Origin of the sequence: Crocinitomix catalasitica ATCC 23190, from assembly GCF_000621625.1 — a bacterium.
Lineage (GTDB): Bacteria > Bacteroidota > Bacteroidia > Flavobacteriales_D > Crocinitomicaceae > Crocinitomix > Crocinitomix catalasitica.
Map to the genome: position 1 here is coordinate 187269 of NZ_JHXV01000005.1, position 18311 is coordinate 205579.

The following is an 18311-nucleotide window of genomic DNA, read 5'->3' on the forward strand; positions in this document are numbered from 1 at the left end:
TCCAATAAAGTTTATAATTCTTAAAGCTTTGCTTTAGGAGCTATTCCCCAAAATGTTTGATTTGGCGTAGTGATTCCTAATTTAGAAATTGGCATTTGATTGTTTACAATATTAGGACGTAAAAAATCAGGAATAACTTCAATATCATAAATCTCATCAACTGTTGTGCGATATTTAATTTCACCACAAAAACTTTTCGTTGGTAAATGTACGATTGCAATCCCGGCATCTTTTGCTTTATCCGCGATTTCTAGATGAGCAAAAGTACTTGAGTTTTTTCTTAGTTTTGACAACCCGATGAATAGGTAGTCTCCAATTTGTGACATTCCTCTTACAAAACCTTGAAGGTTGATAATTGACGTTTTTTTACCGGTTTTAGGATCAATTTCTAATAATTCACCCGTTGCAGATTGTAGTAAAAATATATTATTATCTATGAGCATGGGGGAGTGGGGCATGGCTAAATCATCACAGATTATTTCATTTGTATCAACATTAATTAAAGCTCCTGTTTTCGTAATATTCTCTCTCCAACCTTGTTTTGTATCAGTCTGACTAAAACAAGTCACATATTTAGGTTTCCCATTTTCTAAAACCATCCCGTTTAAATGACATCTATCTTCTGAAACTAGTTTCGATATAAATTTTGGTTGCCAGATTGGTGTAAAGCTATGATTAGAATCAAACTTTACAAGACATGAGAATAAGGTATTCACCCCGTATATTTCATCTTGATTTCCGAATCGTAAATCATGCACGTCTATCCCTCCAGAATAGAGTGTTGCCCTAGGCATGAATAAGGCATCATATTTTTTTGGTGAATTTGGATAGTAATCCGCCAATGCTTGAGAATTTTGAAAAAGTTCAACGGTATCTTTGCATGCAATTCCCAATTTGCCTTTTTTTGAATTATATGCAATGCCCATTGGTTTGAGAAAAGTACGGGGTAATTGTATTAAAAACTCTTCTTCTTTTGGCGAGATAAAGATTAACTTGCCTGCCTGATAAGTCGTGATTGCAAGCGAGCAATTCAATTTCGCTAATAATTCAGGTACATTGGGCGTATATACACAAGAGAAAGGTGCTGTATTATTATTGGTCTCCATTAACAGGTAATTTTAATTTTAAGGCGATGAATGAATTGATTTCATCTAGACTGTCTTGGACAGTATTATCGTAACAATTTAGAATATAATCTGGAGATATTGGCGATTCGTAAACAGCATCTATTCCAGTAAAATTTTTTATTTCTCCGGCTCTAACTTTTTTATAAAGCCCTTTGGTATCCCTGTTTTCGCAAATAGTTAAGGGCGTATTAATATAAATTTCAACAAAGTTCTTTTCACCTATTATTGCTTTTGCTAAATCTCTTATCTCATTTGTTGGACTGATAAAGGTGCACAAAGAAGAAATATTTCGGTTAAGAAATAATTTAGCAACTTCTGCAACTCTTCTGATATTTTCCTTTCTATCTTCAACGCTAAATCCAAGGTCACCACAAAGCCCAACTCTCAAGATGTCGCCATCCAATAAATTAAAAGTGTAGTTATAATTCTCTTTAAAGGTTGATCCAATATTTGTAGCGATTGTAGTTTTTCCCGCACCTGACAATCCCGTAAACCAAAACACTTTTGCTTCTATTGAATTCATCTTTAGTAATTAAACTTTAACATAACCGTTTTTTATGGCGAATAACACCAATCCAACCCTTGTTTTTACTTCTAATTTTTCAAAAAGTGCTGCTCTATATCCATCTATTGTTTTGGGACTTAACAACATTTCTTCCGCAATTTGTTTATAGGTTTTTTCAGAACAGCAATATTCGATAAACGTCAATTCTCTATTCGACAGTTTTTGCAAATTTTCTTGCTCCACTTCATCGTTTTGAATAGAATTAATCAATCGACCTGTTATCACATCCGTATAATGAAATCCTTTTTGTGAAATAGCTAAAATCGCAGATTTTAATTCGCTCGGTTCGATATCTTTACTTAAATACCCGCGAACACCGTTTCGCAACATTCTAATTAAGCTGGCTTCGTCACTGAGCATCGTGATAATAAGAATAGGAATACTTGGGTATTCTTTTGACATTATTTTTGCTGTTTCAAAACCATTTAAAATAGGCATATCCACATCAAGAATCACCAAATCAGGTAAAGTATTGGTTTTTAGAAGATCTAAAAACTCCTTTCCGTTACTTGCTGTTAATACTACTTTTAAATTGTCGGATAATGATTCTATTAAATTGGTTAAGCCACTTCTGTATAAACCATGATCATCAACTACGGCTATGTTTAATTTTGGGATTTCATTGCTCATTGGGGATGAATTTACAAAATAATCTGAATTTCTGTTCCTTTATTAACTTCACTTTTAATCAAACAACTCGCACCAATCAACTTAGCTCTTTCTCTGATGTTTTTGAGGCCTGAACCATTTTGATTTTTTTCATTGTTGATATCAAATCCGCGACCATTGTCTTTATAAGTCAATAGCAAAGCATTGTCTTTATTTACCATGCTAAAACTACCTTCTGTTGCTTGAGAATATTTAAGCATATTATTAAATATTTCTTGGGTTATTCTAAAGAGAATGAGTTCTTTTTCATGACCTAAATCTGTCATTTCCGTCTCCAATTCAAAAGCATAATTAATCTGTCCAATTCTATTAATTCGAGCGACTTCATTTTCGATCATTGAAATCCAGCCATTCTCTTTTATTTTATCTCCATTTAAATTAGCTGACAAACTTCTAATATCTTGAATTAATTGTTTTACTAAGTTGATGGATTCCTGTACTTTAGCTTGGTCATTTTCAGATAAATCACTAGAAATTAAATTCAAATTGATCTTAATTAAAGAGGCGATTTGCCCATAATTATCATGTAATTCTCTCGAAACATTCTTCAATGTTTCTTCACTTATTTCAGCCTCTGCAGCAAGGAATTCTTGTTTTAATAATTCTTGTTCATATAGATACTTATCCTGCGATTTTCTGTAAAGCAGAATAAAATAAATAATAAATACGACCAACATTGAAAAAACAATGGCCCCAACAATGATTGGCAAAATATAATCAAGTGAATTTTTATCCATAAGTTTCAGTTTCGTTTTTAATTTCTAATCGGATTGCATTAAATAAAACCCCGTATTGCAGTATGTTTGAATAAAAGATTATCGATGCTGGTAGTATAATGAAATTAACGTATTTGGCGAAAATCATAAAACTTAAAGAGAATACGGCGATTGTGAAAAAGGATAAATAACCAAAATTAACCCAAAATAAAGGCTGTTTTAATATGGGATTTTGATTAGGAGAAAGTAACATTTTCCGGTAAGATAAAAGTACTACGGGAACAATATATAATACAACTAAAAGTAAACTATAAGTCGGCATACTTTTTACCGATTCTATAAAAATTGAACTGAGTATAGAAAGTATACAAAACAGAAGTGCAACTAAAAAATATCGGTTTTTATAAATAGGTTTCAATTGTTTACTCATAAACGAATAGAAAATACCAAAAAACAATAGTTGAATTGGAATATATATATGGTATAGTATAGTATTATATCCAATCCACTGACGAAAATAGAGTGACATTGTTTCACTTATAAACGTAATCAGTAAAAAAAATACTAATAATTTGAAAGGCTTAGACAATTGATAAAATTGAGAAAAACCCAAAATTACAGAAGCAGATATAATTGCCAAATAAACATAATAAACAAAAAGTCCCATTACTTTATTTCCTTTTATTAAATCTAACTAACAGTAAGAAAACTAAATTTGAGGCAGATTAACGTTTGTCGGACATACAGATGGACATGGCGCGCAATATTCAAAGATTTTATCACTTGAATTAACCATTAAATAGTCCTGATTGTTGACTTTTTTCATGCCCAACATTATAATTGTAGACCCCGCTTCAACGCCAGGTTCTGATCCGTCGTGTTGTCCTAATGCGAAGAACACCCGTTCCACATCTGTACTTTGGTTCAGAATTGCTTCAACTTCAGACCTTGGAAAACTCAACCCGCTTAACGTCATTGCTACATTATTCACCGTAACCTTTAGTTGAATTGTAGATTGGTTATAGTTGTGAATTAGTCCCTGTGCTTGTTGCCATGATAACTGCATTCCGTATCGTTTAAAATTAAGATCCATAATTATTTTTTTTGTTAAACATAATGACTTAAAACGGTTTGCCCAAATAACCATACATTAAAAAGGTCGATTCGACATAGCTTAACGTACTGTAAATAAGAGGGAAATACTAGTTTATTTATATTTACAAACAATAAAATGTCAGTTTAAATCATTGCTCTTTTTCTTTTCTTAGATGCCAGCCTCAAAGCGTTAAAAAAGGTGGTATAAAGAATGAAATTAGTATAAACAAGAATGTTTATTGATAAATCGATACTGACTTTTGACTTGGCGATTAACATAAAACTCAATGAGAAAAGTGTAATGGTGTAAAAGAAAATATTTCCAAAATTAATCCAAAATAAAGGTTGCTGTAAAATGCTTATTTGACTTGGTTCTAACAGCATTTTTTTATAAGACAACAATACGACAGGCACAATAAAGAGAACTAATAAAAACAAGCTATACGTTGGCATAAATTTTACGGATTGCACAAATATTGAATTAAAAAAACACGAAACGCTCAAAAATAAAGCAATATAAAAACGTGTCTGGGTATAAAAAAGCTTCGAAGTACCATTATTTAATGAATAGAAAACGCCGTAAAAGAGAATTTGAATTGGAATATAAAAATGATATAAGATCGTATTATAACCTAAATACTCCGTAAAAACACTCGATAAGCTTTCACTAATTGCAGTAGTCAATAAAAAGAGTACAAATAGTTTATACGAGAATAAGAGTCGTTTAAAATAGATAAATCCATAGAGAACACAAGAATAGAGTAAAATTAAATATATCCAATAAACACTTCCCATTAGAGCACGAATAGTTGAAAAAAAATGCAAAATTAAACCAATTTGGTCAAAACAATCTGAACAATTGATAAAATGAATTATGCTGTGGTTTAAACTGAATAAGACCGTAGATTCTTTATAGACTTGCTTTAATAATAAAATTCAAAACAATCTTTTTTCACAAGAACAAAGGTTCAAAGCATACATCTACAATGCTTTAAAAATTATAATTACAAGCTATTTTATTCCTTTTTCAAAATTATGCTACTACTGATTAATCCTTTTATATAAATCACAGTCTGACTATAAAACAAAAACAACATTATGAAATCCTATAAAATTAAATTATTCGTTGTAGTTACAGCATTATTCTTGGTAAGTAATAATACTCTATTTGCTCAACCTCCTGGAGGCGGAGAGAAAAGAACACCTCCAACAACGGATGAAATATTCGAAAAGTTCGACGCGAATAAAGATGAAATCAAAGGTCCTTTAAAAGATAATTTCGATACGATTGATACTGATGATGATGGATTCATTTCACGAGAGGAATTAGATAATGCTCCAAAACCTGAAAGAGGTATTAGACCAAAGAAATAGTGCATCAGTTAATAACTGATTTTTTCATAAGCGGGAAAACACATGCGAATGCGCATGTGTTTTTTTTTGACACATTTTTAATAAAGAATCAAGGCTGGTATTAAAACAATAATAATTAGGCTGTTTTGAGTATGAATTTAAATCTTCAACTAAATTTGTAATAAAAGTAAAAAAACAATGCGTCGATTATTTGAAACTAAAGCATCAAAACTTTTTGCCTTACTGACATTTCTACTTTTCATGACGATGTTAACGTTTCAACTGATTAATGAACGTTTTTGGTTACACGATCTTGAAGTAATGTATGCAGCTGCAACAGCTTTGCTTGAAAATGGTCAAATTTACGGCACATCTGTTGGTCTAGACACGGGTTTCTACAAATATTCTCCATTTACACTTTTCTTTTTTGTGCCATATGCTTTACTTCCATATAAGGTGGCTTGTATACTTCATTTTCTGATAACATTGGCCTGCGCCATCCTTACATTTCCACTTCTGGAACGTATTATAAGGAGGTATCTTTTTGACTTTAAAAAGAAGTATTACCTCACGCTTTTTATTGTTTTAATCGCTATTCTTATTCACTTAGTTCGTGATTTACACTTGGGGAATATAAATATGATTCTAGTGTTTTTATTAACACTTTCCATTCAATATCTCATCGAAAATAAGTATGTGAAATTTGGAATTATTATCGCTTTTATTATCATTACCAAACCGTACTTCATCGTGTTTGTTTTACCATTATTATTACATAAAAAGTATAAGGAAATATTAAGCATAGGTGCTGTTGGCGCTTTGTCTGTAGTTCTTTCCTTAATATTAATAGGATTCTCTAAGGGCATTTATCTTTATTTCGATTGGTTTGCCGCAATGCTTGATCATTCTTCATATTTAAAAAGTAATAATACAATCTTTTATATCCTTAATCGTTATACAGGAATTTCAATAGGAACTGAATTTTCATTCCTATTACTTGGAATTATTGCGGTGATCACAAGTCTTTATTTCTGGCGAATCATTCGAATCAATAATAAAAACGAGGTTTTAAGTCATGAAGAACGTACCAATAGAAAGAATACAGCGTTGATCATACATCTTTTTGTATTGATTGCTTTTATTCCAAATGTATTTATCACAGACACAGAGCACTTTCTGTTTTCACTTCCATTAATTTCAATACTGATCCAATATTTTTCTATTCCAAAACGCTTTGTTTGGATTCCACTGATTGCCTTTATGATATTCTTATATGGGGGAAATTCAACAGATATGATGGGTGATTATCTTAATGAAAATTATAAAAGCATGGGGCTTTTAGGTATTGGTAATTTGATGATTATTACAACTGCTTTGATTGTTTATCACAAGAATCGAAATAGTTGGGGGAGTGAAAGCGTAAAATTAGATAATAACTAAGGTCTCTATTCCTATCCAATAAAAAAACCACCAAGTATATTTGGTGGTTTTAAGTCAAAAAACAAAGGCTTTTTACGTATCTATTTCTTATAAAAAAATTCGTATTCTATAATCGTTTTATTTGCTTTCGCCATAGCCTCTGCTGCGCGTAGTTCAATCCTTCTAATTTTACCGCTAATTGTTTTGGGTAATTCAGTTGTAAATTCTATGACCCTAGGCATTTTAAAAGGAGCGATATTTTTTCTAGAATAAGTGAAAATTTCTTCTGCTAAGGCTTTTGATGGCACTTGATTGGTATTTAAAACGATAAATGCCTTGACTTCATATCCTTTAACAGGATGTGGTGTACCAACAACGGCTGACTCTTGAACTGACAAATGTTCTAAGAGTACACTTTCAACTTCAAATGGTCCTATTCGATAATCTGATGATTTAATAACATCATCGTCCCTTCCAACAAACCAAACATAACCATCATTGTCTTTATACGCCTTATCTCCAGTGTAGTACAGGTTGTGTTTGAAAACTTTTTCTTTTTTATCAGGATCGCCAAAATAATCTGCAAAAATACCGTTTGGCTTGCCTGTATCTGTTCGCACAGTTATATTTCCTTCTTCCAGGTTAGGCAATTCATTGCCTTCATCATCAGCAATTACAATATCATATAGAAATGTTGGTTTCCCCATACTACCATATTTAACTTCAGTACCTGGTAAATTTGCGACCAAACAAGTACTTTCAGTTTGACCATAACCGTCACGAATGAGCGTTCCCGTGCCTTTTTTCCAAGCTTCTATCACTTCTGGATTCAAAGGTTCGCCAGCTGAAACACATTGACGTAATTTCAAATCATACGCACTCAAATCTTCTTGAATTAACAACCTTAAAACAGTAGGAGGGGAGCAAAAAGTAGAAACCGCATGTTTTTCCATTAAAACTAATGCCTCACGGGTATTAAACCTTTTGGTGCTGTGATATGCGAATATAGTTGCACCAACATTCCACGGCGCAAAAAAACTACTCCAGGCGAATTTAGCCCAGCCTGGTTGTGAAATATTATAATGAACGTCACCATGTTTCAAACCAATCCAAGCTGCAGTTGTCATATGACCAATCGGATAACTTAGGTGCGTATGTGTCACGATTTTTGGCATTCCAGTAGTTCCGGAAGTAAAAAACAAGAATAATGGATCTGTTAAATTAGTGTCGGCAGCTTCTGCCTGATTAGATTCTTTCAAAACATCTGAAAAACTATACCAGCCTTCTCTTTCACCTTCGACCAGAATTTTTAAATGAATTTTTTTTCCTGTAATAATTTCTGCTTCGTCAATTTTTATTGCATTGTCCAAATCTGCTAGAACAACTTTTGGCATCAATTTCTCAAAACGGTAAACTAAATCATTTACTCCGAGAATGGTGGCGATAGGAATCAAACGAAAACCTCCTTTTATACCAGCTATCATTGTTAACCAATTAGCTGAAAGTAGTGGCATTTGAAAAGCAATAATATCTTGTTCTTCAACCCCTTTATTTCTTAAGAAATTCAACATTGAGTTGGAATTCTGCTTTAATCTTAAAAAGGTGAATTCAATCGTCTCTTTTTCATCCTCCCAGATTAATGCAATATCTTCTGGATGATCTTTGACATTGATATCTTCAAAAACATCACGTACCCAATTGAACTTGTTGTTGACATTAATTTCTAAATTTTTTAATTCATCGAATTTATTTTTAGCGATGAGTTCGCGGAATTTCCGATACATTTTTTGCATAGTTAAGTTATTATTTGGGTGCTACTTGCTTGTTTATTCAGTTTTTAAGACAGTTTTAAGAAAAGACATAGTCAAAATAACGATTATATTTTATCACAACTTCTATAAATTTAACATTTATTGCAAAAAAATTAATACTATTTTTTTGTTAAATATTTCAAATTAAATGAGATTAAAAATTCTAGCCCTACTTATAAAATCCCGGCAAAATAGAATCGAAAAAGATAGTCTTTAAGAAAGTTTTTAATGACTTTAAAATTTCAATCTCCCGACCTAAACATTTATAGTCAATTCATAAATATGTAAGGATCTGATTTTTAAATCGACTTAAGATTTGGCATATGTTTTATAATAAATAACCAACATATTCTGATGCTTAATACAATCCTACCTGACATTCCGTGATATTCGTAAATGTGAATTAAAAATGTTATACGATAAGGAACGATTGAATTCGAAATAATTATGAAAAACACAATAAAAGAATTACACCAAGCGGCACAATATTTAGCGGCAGCGGGAATTAGTTTTCTTGACAAACAAGCAGATGATAGCCATACAAACGTAGGCTGGAATTCTAATAAAAACAGAATGGAAACACATGTTTTTGGAGCTCAAAATCAATTGGCTATAAATCTAAATTCTGGTAATATAGAATGGCTTAAAAACGGTGCTGTGAGTAGTGAAGCGAGCATCAATTCGAATAGCCATAATGAAATTGTTCATTGGATTAAGGAACAAGCTAAGGAAAATAAGATTTCAAATTCTATTAGTTATAATTTTCATTACAAATTACCTTATGATGATATGATCAATGATTATCAATTTTCATTATCTACCGAAAAGTTAAAGAAAATCGCAAAAGAATTGAGTAAAGCACAAAATGCATTCGAACAGTTTTTAGAAAATGAAAAATTAGATTCACCAATAAGAATTTGGCCACATCATTTTGATTTAGGTATTTATGCAAAGTTAGAAACAGAAAACACCTTTATGGGTGCAGGCATAGCAATTCCAGACACCTTAGTTGATGACTTCTACTTTTATGCATCTGGCTATAAAAATGGAGCAGCAATTGTAACAAAAACCTTTGAAGAAATGGAAGTTGGTAATTGGCGAACAGATTGGAATGGTGCTACAATAGCTGCTACGAACTTAGATGATAAAACCGCATTGACTTTTTTGACTGAAGCAAAAAATAAATTTGACCAATGATCATTCGTTACATCAGTTTCTTATTGATTCTGCAATCATTCAAAAGAGTTTGATTCTTTGATTAATTAGCATAAATATATAACGCTTTTTAAGCTAATATTCTTCTGGCACATTATTACTGTTACTACTATAATTCTAACTATTTGCAGTTTACCTGGAATTAAACTAAATTTGAGGTAATTACCTAACTTTTACTCTTTATGCGGTTCTATTTAATTGTTTTGGTCACTCTCTTGAATTCATTCTATTCTTTCGGTCAGTTTGGACCAGATATAGAGCTAACAAAAAGTATGGCTGGGGCTGCAAGGTCGGCGGCATTGGATTATGATTCTGACGGGGACGATGATATTTTTGTATTTTCTAATGATGACAATAAATTTAGTTGTTTTGAAAATATCGATGGAGAAATTTTTTCTGAACAAATTACATTATCTATTACGGATAGACCGGTATCGGATATAAAGGTTTACGATTTCGACAATGACGGATTAGAAGATATTATCGGATATACTAGCCCTAATTTTGTATGGTTTAAGAATAATGGAGATGGTAGTTTTGAGCAAGAATCACTCCCGACAACTCATTATGGTCCAAGAATTATGTCTTATGATATCTTTGATGTAAACGGTGATGAATTGGGAGATTTAGTGGTACTGGGTACATTAACTTTAACCTTACAAATAAATTTAGGAGGTGGTCTATTTTCTGATAAGATTATTATCGAAGATGATTATTTGAGACGTGTCTATTCACAAATAAGTTCAGCGGATATTGACGGTGATGGTAATCTAGATTTTATGGTGACAACAATGGAAGAAGATGGTGATTCTACGATGATTAGCTGGTATCAGAATATTGATGGAGAATTTCCTGAAGCTAATGAGATCATGTATGATAGAGGCTGGTATAGGTCTATTGAGATAATTGATTTTGATGAGGATGGAGACTTGGATTTAGTAACCTGCAATATTTTTGCGCCTAGCAAACTGGTCTGGTTCGAGAATCTAGATGGTGCAGGAACTTATAGCGATGAAATTTTGATCTCAGATAGTTTTAGTTTTTCTAATATAATTGGCTTTAATATTATTGACATAGATCAAGATGGTGATTTTGACTTTATAATATTTGGTGATTCTGGATTTCTCAGTCCTAGTGTTACGGTTTATTGTGAAAACATCAGCGGTGAATTAGGTGATGAACAGCCTCTTGAAGATTTTGGTAATGCTAGTCTAATTTCGTTCTCAAATGACCTCAATGGTGATTTATATCCTGAATTAATATATGGGTTAGGCGCAGAAGTTAATATTTTAACTAATGATGCAGGCACTCTTGCTGAGTTGCGAAAACTGCATACATATTATAAATTTAGGGTCCCAACAAACTTGATTGAAATGGATGTGGACAATGATGGTGATTTCGATATAATTGCAAAATCTTATGCTGATAGCGCAATTGCATGGTTTGAGAAAGAAGAAGGAATTGGGTTTGGTGAATATCATAAAATTGATAGTAATGCTGTGGGAATTGTGTCAATGTTCACTGGAGATATCGATAATGACGGAATAGAAGATATAGTATATGCTTCAGAAACTGAGAATGAAATTTATTGGAAAAAGAATCTAGGTGGAGGATTATTCGAACCAAGAATTATTGTGACTACCGATGTGATGGAACCTCAATGTGTAATTGTATTTGATGTAGACGATGATGGTGATTTAGATATTGTTTCTGCTTCAGTAGGAGATGATAAAATTGCCTGGTACGCAAATGATGGTTCTGGTACTTTTGGTCCACAGATTATTATTTCAACATCGATAAGGGAGCCTCTTTTGATAAGGTCTACTGATATTGATATGGATGGTAAAAATGATATTCTTTGCATTTCTAATGAAGATGAAAAATTAGCTTGGTATAAAAATTTAGATGGTGTTTTTTCACTAGAAATAAACCTTTCTGATGATATAGATAGTTTTTTTGATTTTTGGGTTGAAGATTTGGATGGTGATGATGATATTGACATAATCGTATCATCATTTAATAACATATCTTGGTACGAAAATAATGACGATGGTAGTTTTTTAGAACCAAAAGAAATTTATGCTGAGGGAAATAATTTTAGAAACGTTTATGCTTGTGATATAGATCTAGATGGTGATAAAGACGTTCTTTACTATAAATCATCTTCTACTTTAGGTGTCTGTTTAAATTTGGGTAACGAAAGTTTTGCCCCAGGATTTAAAATCAAATCTAATCGTGCATCTAGTATCGTATTTTCAGATTTAGATAATGATACAGATTTTGATATAATCTATTCCGATTTTAGTTCTGATCAAATCAATTTAATAGAAAATTATTATCGAGATCCATTTCAAGTAAGAGGTGATTGTTATGTTGATGCGAATAACAACGGTTTTCGTGACAGTTTAGAAGTCGGTGTAAATTTTGGTGAAGTTTTTTCTACGCCAGAAACTTTTTTTTCATTTGCCCATTCTGACGGAAAATATTTTGTGAATTTTGATAGTGAAATAGTTGATTCTTATATTATAGAACCTACAGTACCTGACCTTTGGAGTCTCAGTTCTGATTCGGCTGTTTATAATGTTTACGTTGATGAGGACTTTATATACCGGGATAGTTTGGATTTTGGTTTTTATCCTGAAATTATTTTGGATACACTTTCGAACGATATAACCGGCGGCTTCCCAAGGTGCAATACTGTCATTAATTATTGGTTGACTATTAAAAACGAAGGAACCACTGTTCCATCAGGAATTGCACATTTGATTTTAGATGATGACATCAGTTTTGTTGATTCGGAATTGGCTCCAGACTCTATTGTAGGACAAAATATTTATTGGTCTTATGATAGCTTGAATTATTTTGATGATTTTCAAATTGTAACCAGTGTTGAAATGCCTTCTTTTCTAGCTATGGGCGATACCCTGATGAGTGTTTTTATAGCTTCTGCAGACTCATTAGGACGTCCTGTTTTTGAAACTTTTGACACTTTAAATCAGGTCTTAGTTTGTGCTTACGATCCCAATGATAAAATGGCTGAACCAGCAGGAATTGATAGTTTGGGTTATATTCCAACTTTTGTTGACCAAATTGATTATACCATTAGGTTTCAAAATACAGGGAATGACACCGCAGTTCAAGTTCGAATTGAGGATCAGTTAGATTCTAATTTGAATTGGTTGTCAATTGAGCCCATTTCGTCAAGTCATAATATGAGTATTCGGATTGATCCAGGTGGTAAAGTCGAATTCTTCTTTAAAGACATTATGTTGCCCGATAGTAATGTGAATGAATTAAAAAGTCATGGCTTTGTAAAATATCGTATTTATTTAGCTGAAGAATTAGAAAGAGGAACGGAGATCAACAATACCGCAGAAATCTATTTTGATTTTAATCCTCCAATCATCACAAATACAAAAATTCATACTCTATATGATTGTAATGACATTATGGAAAGTCTTGAATTTTCCTCTTTCACTTGTGAAAACAACTATTTAGAAGCGAGCTTAGCCTTTATCCCTCCAAATACGGATATTAGCTGGAATATTGACGATATTCGACTATTCGAAGGAGGAACATTAAATTGGCTTGCTGATACTTCAGGTAATTTCGAAATAAACCTTTCAATAAGTACAGATTTTTGTGAAGTCGATTCCATTTTTTCGATAGAAGTAAGTCCTGTATTTATAACAAAACTCGATACGATGTTCATTTGCCCAGGTGATAGCATCTTAATCTTTGATAATTACGAAACTGAAATCGGCACATATAGTAATCCCTTAACAACCTTTGCGGGATGTGATTCGACGGTTGTGACGTATTTAATGTTAAACGATGTTTACACGAGCAGACAATACACCTATTTTTGTGAAGGAGATAGTGTCTTTTTGTTTGGTGAGTACATCGACAATATCGGCTTATATAGAGACACTTTATCAACTGAACATGGCTGTGACTCAATTATAATTACCAATGTCACTAAAGAGGATATTTCGATATTGACTGAAACAGTAACGATATGTCCAGATGAATCAATATTTTTATATGGTGAATACAGAACGTTAAGGGGCGTTTATTCCGACACGCTTTCAACTTTTGATACTGGTTGCGATTCTATTTTAAAGACGATTCTAAGACATTGGAACGTTGCTAGTGTATACATCTATCCCTTTACAGATGAAACAATATGTGAAATACACGGCTCACTGCCAATTAGCGGTTCTCCAAGTGGAGGATCCTTTTATGGCCCAGGTGTGAGTGGTGAAGATTTTTCACCAAGTATTGCAGGAGTAGGGGAACATACTATTTATTATCAATACGAGGATGACAATGGATGTTCAAAAACGGATTCAATGATAGTTACAGTTGAAAGTTGCTTAGGAATAACCAATAATTCTAGCCTTAATTTTCAAATTTATCCGAACCCAAGTAAAGGTAGCTTCACAATTAAATCACCTGAAAATATAGCAGATCAATATCTTATTCAAATTCATGATATTAGCGGGAAATCTGTTTATTCAGAAAGCATCTTCAATGAAGGAAAATTAACAGTGAATACTAAAAATTGGAGTTCAGGATTGTATATTATAAAAATACAAATAACTGATCATACGCTTGTATTTACAGATAAATTGGTCGTAGAATAACAAGCTTCTACTTTATATGTTCTTGAGACTAAGTCAATTTTATATTTAAGTTAGTCTAGTAAGCATTTGTATCATAACGATAACAGAAAAATTGATCCTTCGTAAGGACTAATAAACCATCATTATTAAATTCTAAAAAAGGGGTATTTCCTCTTTTGTAACATTTATTCGTTTCAGATATTTGTAATCAACTAAACAGTAGATCTATGCGTATTATATATTTTGTAATTAGAATTAACGTTATGCTACGTAAGATTGTTAATTGTGGAATAATTTAATATTTGATTGCTTCATTCTTTTAATTAGCATGAATGTCTAAAAAAGCCCTCCAAATTGAAAGGCTTATATATTATCAACGTTTATTTAGTTAAAATCAATACTTCACAAATTTTTCTTGAGAATACATATTGTTTGATAATATATCGACCAGTTAAATACCTCGTTAAAAATCATTAAAGAGTAGGGGAATGTTACAGCTTCATCAGCTGTGAAGATAATGTCTATTTTTCCCATTCGTTCGAAAAAAACTCACCTTCAATTTCAGGTTCAGGCGTATCTAAAATAGGTGCAGAACCTGTTTGTACGATTGGCATTATTGACAGATTGACACAAAAGCCATCACATTTATATCTATGTCCAATATTTTCAGTACCATTAGTAATCTAAAACAATATTTCATATTTATTTCCGATTACCATGGCATCATGGAGTTCAACCATAATATATTCCCAAATTTCCGAACCATTATTAGAATTCTGACAACCCAAAAAAAAGCATAATTGCACTGCCTTTATATGGATCTAAGTCTGCAATTAAGTTTGGATTTCACTACCATAAACGGAGAATCTCACGCAATATTGATAGTTTTTAAGTTAACAATTGATTCAAAAACATAGTTCGACACCTTAATAACAAACTGTTTATTAAATAATTAACATTATATCTGAATAGATCTAATGAATGTGTCGATGTTCAAATTATTATTTAAATCAGTCTGAAGTTAAATTAATTTTAGAATTAATTTAACACAATTTAAGTAGATATAAAATTTATTACATGACATCTATATGAATCAAATTATTTTTATAAAAAAAGGGGTTTTTCCTGTATGGAATTAGTGTTTTTCCTCTTTTTATTCCTTTGGATAGTTCTGATATTTGTCTCGAACAAAATTATAAGTCTTATGAGAATTATCTATTATGTGATGAGAATGAGCTGTATTAAAAGAAAGATTACCAGCTTAGATATGGATCTAGTTTAAGATTATTATATTATTCTTATAATATATATTATGTTAAATAGAATAATGTAAAACAACAAATTTGTAATAAACCCTAACTCGAAAAAGTTCAATTTCATCGCTACTTTGATAATTGAGCCATATAGAATCCCGGCGCTCCCCCTTGTAAATCGAGATGCCGGGATTTTACTTTTTTGACCTAAGAAATAAGGAATTATAATAATCCCAATCACATAAAAGACTATCATTTATTTGAGAGCCCTATTGCTAACTATTTATTATAACGATTCGATCCAACCTTGACAACTTTTCCTTCAGCATTTAAAAAATAACCTATGCTAAACTCACTAATGCCATTATTTGACGTGTATTTAGCACTGCAATTAATATTTTTTTCTCCCTTATCAAAAGATTCAAGCTCTACATCTACAGAAACTATCTTACCATCATTGTATTTTGTTTTATAAGTAAATTCAAGACCTATTTTGGCTGCCTTCGATTTAAAATTCTCAAATTCTTCCAATGTTGTTAGTTGTGTAATTTGTAAACTATCACTAAATAACATATTACGTGATCTACTCGGAATCAACTGTTTGCTACCTGTAGTTACTTTAATTATATTATTTTCCGCATCTTCTATCCAACCGAAATAGTGTTTTTTCTTCAAACTATCTTTCTCGTCATAAGTACCAATATAAGTAAACGCACCATTGGTATTTTCATTTTCGAATTTTAATTCTAAACTCACTTTATTTAGGATTGAGTTCTTCTCTTTCAATTTGTATTTCATTTCAATGCCAAATGTTCCAGCGCTATCTTTAATTAGTTCAAAATCCCTTTCAGATGACTGTCGTGTAAAATAAAACACATGCCTTTTCTGTGAATTTTCGTCATTATTATTCGCAAATTGTTTATTCGAAAATGCCGATGATTTGAATCTATTTGCAGACACTGAAATTGTATCTTCAATATCAATATTGGTCACCTCTCCCCGATCATTTTTATCCCATCCAAAACTGTAGGAATCGTCATTATCATCGAACTCTATTGCTGCTTCAGACGAACAAATACCGATCTCTTTGTTTGAAGAAAGGTTCAAAATTATTTTATCCACTTTTTCTCTTTCTCTCAGAATTCGGTATTCAAAAAATAGACCGTCTTCATTCGCTTGTTTTTGAATGGATTTCAAATCTTCTTCTGTCGAATTCCTATTGATCTGAAAACGTTGATGATACCCAATAATCTTATTTGTATCTGGAGTTTTGGATTTATTTAATCGTTTTGTTTTTCTAGAAATTGCTGCATTATCAGTTTTATCTTCTCCATCTATTCGGTTTTTATTTTCTAAAACTCCTAGTAATATGCTGTTTTCAACTATTTCTATAGTTTCTTTCGAACCATCCTTGTGTATCGCTTCAGTTAAAATTATTTCTGATTCTTTCGCAATCTCTGATTCAGCGATAATCCTTTTATGCATTACCTCATTTGTCGTTTCTGATACGGCTCCTGTTTTATTCGGTGAAACGGAAAAATAAAAAGCTGATAAAACTCCTATAATTATTGCTATTGTTGACATAATAAACCATTTTTTTAAGTTAAACTTATTCGTTTTGCTACGCTTAAGGAATTCTTCTTCAATAGATTCGTAGGAATATTCCGATTGCTGAAGTCGAGACTTCTTAAACAATTCATCTAATTTGTCATCATTAATTTTCATATTGACTCCTCCTCTATTTTATTGTTAATTTGAATGGAATAATTCGAAGACAAAATCTCCTTCAATTGTATTCGCGCTCTTCTTAACCTTTGTTTTATAGCAGACTCTGTAGATATTTGAATATCAGCAATCTCTTTTATTGAAAAACCTGAGATTTCATAAAGAATAATACATTCCTTCTGTAAAATATTCAGCTTTGAAATAGCCTCATAGAGCAGCTTAATTTCAACCTTTATATCAGTTTTTGCATTGACATCCAAAACTTGATCAGTTTCACGTTCAAAATTTTGATATTCTGGTTTCATTTTACGACTGTTATTCGCTAATAATCGTGTACTAATACTGAATAAGTACGAAAGAAACGCTTGATCAGATCTTAGTTTATCAAAACTTTCAAACGCTTTCAATAAAGTATCATTCATTAAATCCTTATGATCCATTCCTCCATAAACTCTAGCTCGGCAGAACCTTTCAAACCGTTCATGAACCGGTTTATATAGATTTAAAAATTTTTGTTGCTTCGCTTTATTCATTTTGAAAAAGAATTTTCCTTATTGGTTAAGTGTTATCAAAAGCAAAATGGTTACATGACTGTTCAAATTAAAAACAAGTTTTTAATTTGAACAGCAGAATAAAGATAATAGACAAAAGATTAATGACTGGTGTTAAATGTATTATGTAAGAAAACAAAATAACCTATTGATTTAATTAAAAAATAAAGACAATAGTCTATAGTGA

13 protein-coding genes are annotated in these 18311 nt (G+C 31.7%); 4 read left to right on the forward strand and 9 right to left on the reverse strand.

Annotated features, from left to right (window positions below; all coding sequences use genetic code 11):
- Positions 1–20: 20 nt before the first annotated feature.
- The 6 genes from T367_RS0103180 to T367_RS24825 all read right to left on the reverse strand — a co-directional run bounded on the left by T367_RS0103180 (position 21) and on the right by T367_RS24825 (position 4625).
- Positions 21–1106, reverse strand: coding sequence for a TIGR03032 family protein (locus T367_RS0103180; protein ID WP_035842263.1), 1086 nt, complete (start codon positions 1104–1106; stop codon positions 21–23).
- Positions 1093–1650: an adenylyl-sulfate kinase gene (cysC, locus tag T367_RS21200; protein WP_051568318.1), complete on the reverse strand. Its 558-nt coding sequence runs from the start codon at positions 1648–1650 to the stop codon at positions 1093–1095. The genes T367_RS0103180 and cysC overlap by 14 nt, the downstream gene beginning before the upstream one ends.
- A gap of 9 nt (positions 1651–1659) precedes the next feature.
- On the reverse strand, positions 1660–2322 hold the full coding sequence (locus T367_RS0103190) for a response regulator transcription factor (RefSeq protein WP_027418552.1): 663 nt from the start codon (positions 2320–2322) through the stop codon (positions 1660–1662).
- Between the two features lie 11 nt (positions 2323–2333).
- Entirely contained in the window at positions 2334–3098 is a 765-nt protein-coding gene (locus T367_RS0103195) for a sensor histidine kinase (protein WP_027418553.1), read from the reverse strand.
- A gap of 688 nt (positions 3099–3786) precedes the next feature.
- A complete protein-coding gene (locus tag T367_RS0103205; RefSeq protein ID WP_157454107.1) occupies positions 3787–4170 on the reverse strand; it encodes a hypothetical protein in 384 nt (127 codons plus the stop codon).
- A 146-nt stretch (positions 4171–4316) separates the two neighbouring features.
- A complete protein-coding gene (locus tag T367_RS24825; protein WP_157454108.1) occupies positions 4317–4625 on the reverse strand; it encodes a hypothetical protein in 309 nt (102 codons plus the stop codon).
- Between the two features lie 645 nt (positions 4626–5270).
- On the opposite strand from T367_RS24825, the gene T367_RS0103215 reads away from it, so the two are divergent.
- The gene (locus T367_RS0103215; RefSeq protein ID WP_027418557.1) at positions 5271–5546 is read left to right on the forward strand and encodes an EF-hand domain-containing protein; all 276 of its coding nucleotides are present in this window, start codon (positions 5271–5273) and stop codon (positions 5544–5546) included.
- A 177-nt stretch (positions 5547–5723) separates the two neighbouring features.
- A complete protein-coding gene (locus tag T367_RS0103220; RefSeq protein ID WP_027418558.1) occupies positions 5724–6965 on the forward strand; it encodes a glycosyltransferase family 87 protein in 1242 nt (413 codons plus the stop codon).
- Between the two features lie 80 nt (positions 6966–7045).
- Here the strand turns inward: T367_RS0103220 and T367_RS0103225 are convergent, their stop codons facing one another.
- On the reverse strand, positions 7046–8728 hold the full coding sequence (locus tag T367_RS0103225) for an acyl-CoA synthetase (protein ID WP_245593017.1): 1683 nt from the start codon (positions 8726–8728) through the stop codon (positions 7046–7048).
- Between the two features lie 474 nt (positions 8729–9202).
- Here T367_RS0103225 and T367_RS0103230 point away from each other — a divergent pair, with 474 nt between their 5' ends.
- The gene (locus T367_RS0103230; RefSeq protein ID WP_027418560.1) at positions 9203–9952 is read left to right on the forward strand and encodes a hypothetical protein; all 750 of its coding nucleotides are present in this window, start codon (positions 9203–9205) and stop codon (positions 9950–9952) included.
- A 200-nt stretch (positions 9953–10152) separates the two neighbouring features.
- A complete protein-coding gene (locus tag T367_RS0103235) occupies positions 10153–14616 on the forward strand; it encodes an FG-GAP-like repeat-containing protein (RefSeq protein WP_027418561.1) in 4464 nt (1487 codons plus the stop codon).
- A gap of 1511 nt (positions 14617–16127) precedes the next feature.
- Here T367_RS0103235 and T367_RS0103245 read toward each other — a convergent pair.
- Positions 16128–17573 (reverse strand): hypothetical protein, encoded by a 1446-nt coding sequence (locus T367_RS0103245; RefSeq protein ID WP_027418562.1) that lies wholly within the window; start codon positions 17571–17573, stop codon positions 16128–16130.
- Positions 17570–18106 (reverse strand): RNA polymerase sigma factor, encoded by a 537-nt coding sequence (locus tag T367_RS0103250; protein WP_027418563.1) that lies wholly within the window; start codon positions 18104–18106, stop codon positions 17570–17572. Before T367_RS0103250 ends, T367_RS0103245 begins: the two co-directional genes overlap by 4 nt.
- Between the last annotated feature and the right edge of the window lie 205 nt (positions 18107–18311).

Bases quoted from the DNA above. Each gene is read 5' to 3' on its own strand.
- T367_RS0103180 (WP_035842263.1), bottom strand. From the start codon at position 1,106: ATGGAGACCAATAATAATACAGCACCTTTCTCTTGTGTATATACGCCC.
- cysC (WP_051568318.1), bottom strand. From the start codon at position 1,650: ATGAATTCAATAGAAGCAAAAGTGTTTTGGTTTACGGGATTGTCAGGT.
- T367_RS0103190 (WP_027418552.1), bottom strand. From the start codon at position 2,322: ATGAGCAATGAAATCCCAAAATTAAACATAGCCGTAGTTGATGATCAT.
- T367_RS0103195 (WP_027418553.1), bottom strand. From the start codon at position 3,098: ATGGATAAAAATTCACTTGATTATATTTTGCCAATCATTGTTGGGGCC.
- T367_RS0103205 (WP_157454107.1), bottom strand. From the start codon at position 4,170: ATGGATCTTAATTTTAAACGATACGGAATGCAGTTATCATGGCAACAA.
- T367_RS24825 (WP_157454108.1), bottom strand. From the start codon at position 4,625: ATGCCAACGTATAGCTTGTTTTTATTAGTTCTCTTTATTGTGCCTGTC.
- T367_RS0103215 (WP_027418557.1), top strand. From the start codon at position 5,271: ATGAAATCCTATAAAATTAAATTATTCGTTGTAGTTACAGCATTATTC.
- T367_RS0103220 (WP_027418558.1), top strand. From the start codon at position 5,724: ATGCGTCGATTATTTGAAACTAAAGCATCAAAACTTTTTGCCTTACTG.
- T367_RS0103225 (WP_245593017.1), bottom strand. From the start codon at position 8,728: ATGTATCGGAAATTCCGCGAACTCATCGCTAAAAATAAATTCGATGAA.
- T367_RS0103230 (WP_027418560.1), top strand. From the start codon at position 9,203: ATGAAAAACACAATAAAAGAATTACACCAAGCGGCACAATATTTAGCG.
- T367_RS0103235 (WP_027418561.1), top strand. From the start codon at position 10,153: ATGCGGTTCTATTTAATTGTTTTGGTCACTCTCTTGAATTCATTCTAT.
- T367_RS0103245 (WP_027418562.1), bottom strand. From the start codon at position 17,573: ATGAAAATTAATGATGACAAATTAGATGAATTGTTTAAGAAGTCTCGA.
- T367_RS0103250 (WP_027418563.1), bottom strand. From the start codon at position 18,106: ATGAATAAAGCGAAGCAACAAAAATTTTTAAATCTATATAAACCGGTT.